Here is a 6,161-nt window from a genome sequence, read left to right as displayed (position 1 = left end):
GTTGGCGGTCAGGCTCACGACCTGGTCGGACGGCAGCGTGCGCAGGATGTCGATCATCTTGCGCGCACCGACGGTGGTCGACAGGCTGCCAGCGTCGCCACCAAGGCCAGCGCTGGTGCGGACCTGGATCTCCAGGTCACTGGTCGTGAACTCGATCGTTTCACCGGTTTTGCGCAGCAGCACGTTGGCYAGGATGGGCAAGGTGTGGCGCCGCTCCACGATGCCGGCCACGGCCTGCAGGGCAGCCAGCAACTTTTCTTGTGGGGCTTTCAGAACAATCATGTCTTCCTCTTTGAACTTAGTCGTTCTAGTAGGCTCAGGCGCCAACTGTGGAAAAGCGCATTTTCGCCTGATTCTTCAATGCTTTAGCGTCAGGGCAACCCTGTGTGCCGGGGGCTTGTTTGGACAGGGGCCAAAAGACAGCAACTTGTCGCGACGGTCTGGGGCTGTGGGTAACTGGGTGCTTGTTCGAAAGTTGTCCCCAGGCTTGCACGTTGACAGTGGGGCCAGGATCGGTCATGCGTTGAAAAAAGAAGGGCCCCTTAAGCCCGAGGTCAGCCCTTGAGGGTCTGTTCGAGCACGTGCAGCTGCTGGTTCAGTTCGGTGTTCTTGTGGCGCTCGCCGCCGATCTTGCGCACCGCGTGCAGCACGGTGGTGTGGTCGCGGCCGCCGAAGAGCTCACCGATCTCGGGCAGGCTCTTCTGGGTCAGTTCCTTGGCCAGGTACATCGCGATCTGGCGCGGGCGGGCGATCGAGGCCGGGCGCTTCTTCGAGTACATGTCGGCGACCTTGATCTTGTAGAAGTCGGCCACCGTCTTCTGGATGTTCTCGACCGAGATCTGCCGGTTCTGGATCGACAGCAGGTCTTTCAAGGCCTCGCGGGCCAGGTTGATCGAGATGTCCTTGTGCGAGAACTTCGAGTACGCCAGCACCTTGCGCAGCGCGCCTTCGAGCTCACGCACGTTGGCGCGTACGTTCTTGGCGACGAAGAATGCGACGTCCTCGGGCATCAGCGTGCCCTCGGCGCGGGCCTTGGCCAGCAAGATAGCCACGCGCATCTCCAGCTCGGGCGGCTCGATCGCCACTGTCAGGCCGGAGTCGAAGCGCGAGGTCAGGCGCTCGTCGATGTCCACCAGCCCCTTGGGGTAGGTGTCGCTGGTCATGATGATGTGGGCCCGCTTGGCCAGCAGCGCTTCGAAGGCGTTGAAGAACTCCTCCTGCGTGCGCTCCTTGCCGGCGAAGAACTGCACATCGTCGATCAGCAGCAGGTCGAGCTGGTGGTACTTGGCCTTCAGCTCGTCGAAAGTCTTGCGCTGGTAGTTCTTGACGACGTCGGAGATGAACTGCTCGGCGTGCAGGTACAGCACGCGGGCGTTCGGGTTGTCGGCCAGCAGCGCATTGCCCACGGCGTGCACCAGGTGGGTCTTGCCCAGGCCGACGCCGCCGTAGATGAACAACGGGTTGTACATCTGGCCTGGCGCGCCGGCCACGTGCAGCGCGGCGGTGCGGGCCATCTGGTTGGCGCGGCCGGCGACGAGGTTGTCGAAGGTCAGCGCGGTGTTCAGGCGGTGGCGGTTCGAGGCCGGCGGCAGGTGGATGCCGTGGATCGACGGGCTGCCATTGGGGCTTGTGGGGCGGCGCAGCGTCGCTGTATCGGCCGCTGTGGCCAGGGCCAGGCTGTCTTCGCGCCTGGGCAAGGCGGCATTGGCCAGCACCTGCGCGGCGGTGATGGGCTGGTTCGGGTGGCTGAACGACGGCGTCATCACGCTGGTGCGCACGCTGCCATTGACCGGCGGGCGCATCGTCAGCCCTGCCATCGGCTCGCGCGGGGCCAGGCTCAATTCGAGCCGCACCGGCTTGCCGGCCAGGTCGGTCAGGATGTTTTCGATGCGGGCGCCGTACTGGGAGCGGATCCAGTCCAGCTTGAAACGGTTGGGTACGCGCAGGCAGGCCACCGCGCCGGCATCGCCCGCGTCAGTGATGTCCGCCGGCGGTAGCGGGCGGATCCAGGTGGCGAATTGCTGTTCGGGCAGTTCGGTCGCGAGGCGTTCGCAACCACGCTGCCAGAGATCAAGGCTCATTGTGGACAAGTTCTTATCGAGCGGCCGGATTCTACGCACGGAACGGGGGACGAAGGCGGTGGTTATCCACAGTTTTTGCAGCCCGGTCAAGCCCCGCGCCAAGCCACGTGCTGTGGTGCAAGTGTTTGACCCTCCTCACGTTTTTTGCTCTAATAGTGGGTTTCCCGAATCGGGGCCGTCAGGCACGTCTCGCTTTTTGCGTCAAGCAGAGCAAGTGAGGCGACTTGAGTGGTCACCGGGGGCTGGCCGGATTCGAAAGCGAGTTCGGCAGGCCCCAGGCTGCTGCGCTAGAGCTTTGCCAAGCTTGACCTCAGGCGGCTGGGAAGCCCCTTCCAACTCCTGAATCAAGCACCATGAAGCGCACTTACCAGCCTTCCAAGATCCGCCGCGCCCGTACGCATGGCTTCCTCGTTCGCATGAAGTCGCGGGGCGGCCGCGCGGTCATCAACGCGCGCCGTGCCAAGGGCCGCAAGAAGCTGTCCCAGGTCTAAAGCGCACGCCATGATCGGCCGCATCGTGCGACCGGCCGATTTCGAACGCGTGCTCGCGACTTCGTCCCGTTCGCGAAGTGCTCACTTCGCCGTTCATCATGTGAGCGGCTGGCCTTCGCTTGCGCGCGACAGCGTCGCTGTGGACGTCCGACAAAAGGTTGTCCCGCCTGTTTCACCAGACTTATCCACAGGTGCCGACATGATCGATGCCGGCCTTGTGGATGAATCTTCAACAGCACCTCTCCCGCCACCGCCCAATGGGCATTGGCTGGGCTTGGTCGTGCCCAAACGGCATGCCAAGCGAGCGGTCACTCGCAATCTGATCAAGCGCCAGATTCGAGCGGCGATGGCGCAGCACGCATCAGCCTTGCCACCAGGCCTGTGGGTGGTTCGTTTGCGCCTGCCGTTCGACAAGCGCGAGTACCTGAGCCCGTCGTCCGAGCCCCTGCGGCTGGCGGCGCGGGCCGAGATTGCCCAGCTGTTCAGCCGTGCCGTGACCGGCCGCCGCGCGCCATGAGTTGGCTCGGGCGCATGCTGCCCTGGCTGAAGCTGGGGCCGCGGCGTGCGCTGGTGTTGTTGTTGCGTGGCTACCGGCTGCTGCTGAGTCCCTGGCTCGGCAACCAATGCCGCTTTGCGCCCAGCTGTTCGGTCTACGGGATCGAGGCCTTGCAACGCCATGGTGCCCTGGCGGGCAGCTACCTGACCGTGGCTCGCGTGCTGCGCTGCCACCCTTGGTGTGAAGGTGGCTGCGACCCGGTGCCGGCCGAGCGGCCGCGCCTTTTCACCCATTTGTTGCCGGCGGCCACCGTGGGCGACCCCTCCAAGATTTTTTCCAGGCCCTTGCCATGACCGATATGCGTCGCACCCTGCTGTGGGTGGTGTTCATCATGTCGCTCGCCCTGCTGTGGGACGGGTGGAACAAGCACAACGGGCATCCGACGATGTTCGGCATGCCGATCGCCGACAGCACCGCACCGGCCAACGCCGCTGCCTCGGGAGCCGCGGGCGCGGCCAGTGTTGCGGCAACCGGCGGTGTACCGGCCACGGCGGGCATGCCAGCGGCGGCGGCCACCGCTGCGGCAGCCGCCAGCGCGCCAAGCGAGCAGATCACGGTCCAGACCGACGTGATGAAGCTGAAGCTGGACACGCTGGGTGCGACCGTCACCCACCTGGAGCTGACCGGCTATCCCGACAACATCGACCCGACGCACCCGGTGGTGCTGTTCGATCAGAGCGCGTCCCGCACCTACTTGGCGCAGACGGGCTTCTTCAATGCCGCCGGTGGCGCGCCGTTGCCACGCCACCTGAGCCCGTTCACGGTTGCGCCGGGTGAGCGCACGCTGAAAGACGGTGCCAACGAACTGAGCGTGCGCTTCGAGTCGGCCGAGATCGGCGGCGCCAAGTTGGTCAAGACCTATACCTTCAAGCGCGGCGACTACGCGATCCGGGTCAAGCACGAGCTGACCAACGTGTCGGCCGAGCCGATCACGCCCAAGGTCTACCTGCAGCTGCTGCGCGACGGCCGGCCGCCCGAAGGGCAATCGACGTCGTATTTCTCGTCGACAGGCTTCACCTACACCGGCCCGGCCATCTACAACGATGCGGGCAAGTTCAAGAAGATCGAGCCGGCCGAGATCGACAAGCGCGGCGCCAATCCGGCCAAGACCGAGGCCACCGCCAACGATGGTTGGGTCGCGATGATCCAGCACCATTTCGTCAGCGCCTGGCTGATGCCGGCCGGCAAGTCGCGCGAATTCGACACCAACAAGCTCGGCGGCGACTACACCGTGGCCATGGTGCAACCGTTGGAGACGCTGCAACCGGGGGCGACACTGACCCACGACGCCACGTTGTACGCCGGTCCGCAGGACGAGAAGAAGCTCGAGGTGATGGAGCCGGGTTTGGAGCTGGTCAAGGACTACGGCCGCGTGACCATCCTGGCCAAGCCGCTGTTCTGGCTGCTGGACCACCTGCACAACCTGCTGGGTAACTGGGGCTGGTCCATCATCGCGCTGGTCGTGCTGCTGAAGATCGCCTTCTATTGGCTCAATGCCAGCGCCTACCGTTCGCAGGCCAAGATGAAGGCGGTCAACCCGCGCATCATGGAAATGCGCGAACGGATGAAGGACAAGCCGCAGGAGATGCAGCAAGAGATGATGCGCATCTACCGCGAAGAGAAGATCAACCCGCTGGGGGGTTGCCTGCCGATCGTCGTGCAGATGCCGTTCTTCATCGCGCTGTACTGGGTGCTGCTGGCCTCGGTCGAGATGCGTGGTGCGCCGTGGCTGGGCTGGGTCACCGACCTGTCCAAGCCGGACAACCTGTTCGGCATGCTGCCGCTGGGCAACATGCCGATCGGCCCGCTGCCGATCCTGATGACCTTGAGTTCGCTGCTGCAGGTCGCGCTCGGCCCCAAGGCACCGGACCCGACGCAGGCGAAGATGATGTGGCTGATGCCGCTGATGTTCAGCTTCATGTTCTTCTACTTCCCGTCCGGCCTGGTGCTGTACTGGCTGACGAACAACCTGCTGTCGATCGCGCAGCAGTGGTTCATCAACAAGCGCTTGGGCGTGAAGTGATCGCTTCGTGATCCTTGCCACGAAAGGCCCCGCTCGTCGGGGCCTTTTTTCATTTCGAGGGGTTCAAGGGCCGTGGCCGTTGGACGATCATCGTGGTGCGGGGTCCACCCGGAACCTCCGGTGAGTGAGTGATCGAACGCGGCCGAAGAAGGCCATGATCGACGCTCCCCCCGCGCCAACACCTGTGCCTTGAGGCCGCCCCCGCTTTCGCTGCGGGGCGGCGCTCAGGGGACAATCCCGGCCGTGTCCCTCGGCCGCCACCAAGACCCCATCGTCGCGATTGCCACCGCCCCCGGGCGGGGTGCGGTCGGTATCGTGCGTGTGTCGGGCCGTGGCCTGGCTGACTTGGCAAGCGCACTGACCGGCACTGAGTTGAGCCCGCGCCGTGCCCACTACGGCCCGTTCCTCGGTGCCGATGGCCAGGCCATCGACCAAGGGCTGGCGCTGTTCTTCCCGGCCCCGCATTCGTACACCGGTGAAGACGTGCTCGAACTGCAAGCCCACGGCGGGCCGGTGGTGCTGCAGTTGCTGCTGGCGCGTTGCCTGGAGCTGGCTGTCGGCACCGATGGCGTGCCAATGCTGTCAGGGCTGCGCCTGGCCGAGCCCGGTGAATTCACGCAGCGCGCTTTTCTGAACGACAAGCTCGACCTGGCCCAGGCCGAGGCGGTGGCCGACCTGATCGACGCCAGCACCGAAGCTGCGGCCCGCTCGGCCAGCCGTTCACTCGCTGGCGCGTTCTCGGCCCAGATCGACGGCCTGGCCGAAGCCATCGTGCGCCTGCGCATGCTGGTCGAGGCGACGCTGGATTTTCCCGAGGAAGAAATCGACTTCCTCGAAAAAGCCGATGCGCGTGGACAGCTGGCGCGCATCCAGCGGCAGCTCGACGAGTTGCTGACCCGCACCCGCCAAGGTGCGTTGCTGCGCGAAGGCCTGCGTGTCGTGCTGGCCGGCCAGCCGAATGTCGGCAAGAGTTCGCTGCTGAATGCACTGGCTGGCGCCGAGTTGGCGAT

Annotated in this window: 6 protein-coding genes and 1 pseudogene; 5 read left to right on the top strand and 2 right to left on the bottom strand. The window is 65.0% G+C overall.

All coding sequences use genetic code 11. The features are described from left to right. A pseudogene (locus tag AC1DYI_RS24220) lies at positions 1 to 282 on the bottom strand (DNA polymerase III subunit beta); the annotation flags it as partial. Positions 283 to 554: 272 nt separating this feature from the next. Continuing rightward, on the bottom strand, positions 555 to 2,081 hold the full coding sequence (dnaA, locus tag AC1DYI_RS24215; RefSeq protein ID WP_477206689.1) for a chromosomal replication initiator protein DnaA: 1,527 nt from the start codon (positions 2,079 to 2,081) through the stop codon (positions 555 to 557). Between the two features lie 353 nt (positions 2,082 to 2,434). Between dnaA and rpmH the strand changes: the two genes are divergently transcribed. The 5 genes from rpmH to AC1DYI_RS24190 all read left to right on the top strand — a co-directional run. Continuing rightward, entirely contained in the window at positions 2,435 to 2,572 is a 138-nt protein-coding gene (rpmH, locus tag AC1DYI_RS24210) for a 50S ribosomal protein L34 (protein ID WP_324158085.1), read from the top strand. A gap of 10 nt (positions 2,573 to 2,582) precedes the next feature. Next, entirely contained in the window at positions 2,583 to 3,089 is a 507-nt protein-coding gene (locus AC1DYI_RS24205; protein ID WP_477206688.1) for a ribonuclease P protein component, read from the top strand. A gap of 14 nt (positions 3,090 to 3,103) precedes the next feature. Beyond that, positions 3,104 to 3,421: a membrane protein insertion efficiency factor YidD gene (gene yidD / locus AC1DYI_RS24200; protein ID WP_477206690.1), complete on the top strand. Its 318-nt coding sequence runs from the start codon at positions 3,104 to 3,106 to the stop codon at positions 3,419 to 3,421. After that, positions 3,418 to 5,151: a membrane protein insertase YidC gene (gene yidC / locus AC1DYI_RS24195; RefSeq protein WP_477206687.1), complete on the top strand. Its 1,734-nt coding sequence runs from the start codon at positions 3,418 to 3,420 to the stop codon at positions 5,149 to 5,151. The genes yidD and yidC overlap by 4 nt, the downstream gene beginning before the upstream one ends. Positions 5,152 to 5,394: 243 nt before the next feature. After that, a partial coding sequence (locus tag AC1DYI_RS24190; RefSeq protein WP_477206686.1) for a tRNA modification GTPase occupies positions 5,395 to 6,161 on the top strand: 767 nt, incomplete at its 3' end.

This window comes from Ideonella sp. P3_A4, from assembly GCF_056403075.1.
The sequence above is the reverse complement of the archived record's forward strand: the minus strand, read 5'-3'. Positions and strand labels throughout refer to the sequence as shown.

Coding starts and splice junctions, on each gene's coding strand:
- dnaA (WP_477206689.1), bottom strand. CDS start 2,081: ATGAGCCTTGATCTCTGGCAGCGTGGTTGCGAACGCCTCGCGACCGAA.
- rpmH (WP_324158085.1), top strand. CDS start 2,435: ATGAAGCGCACTTACCAGCCTTCCAAGATCCGCCGCGCCCGTACGCAT.
- AC1DYI_RS24205 (WP_477206688.1), top strand. CDS start 2,583: ATGATCGGCCGCATCGTGCGACCGGCCGATTTCGAACGCGTGCTCGCG.
- yidD (WP_477206690.1), top strand. CDS start 3,104: ATGCTGCCCTGGCTGAAGCTGGGGCCGCGGCGTGCGCTGGTGTTGTTG.
- yidC (WP_477206687.1), top strand. CDS start 3,418: ATGACCGATATGCGTCGCACCCTGCTGTGGGTGGTGTTCATCATGTCG.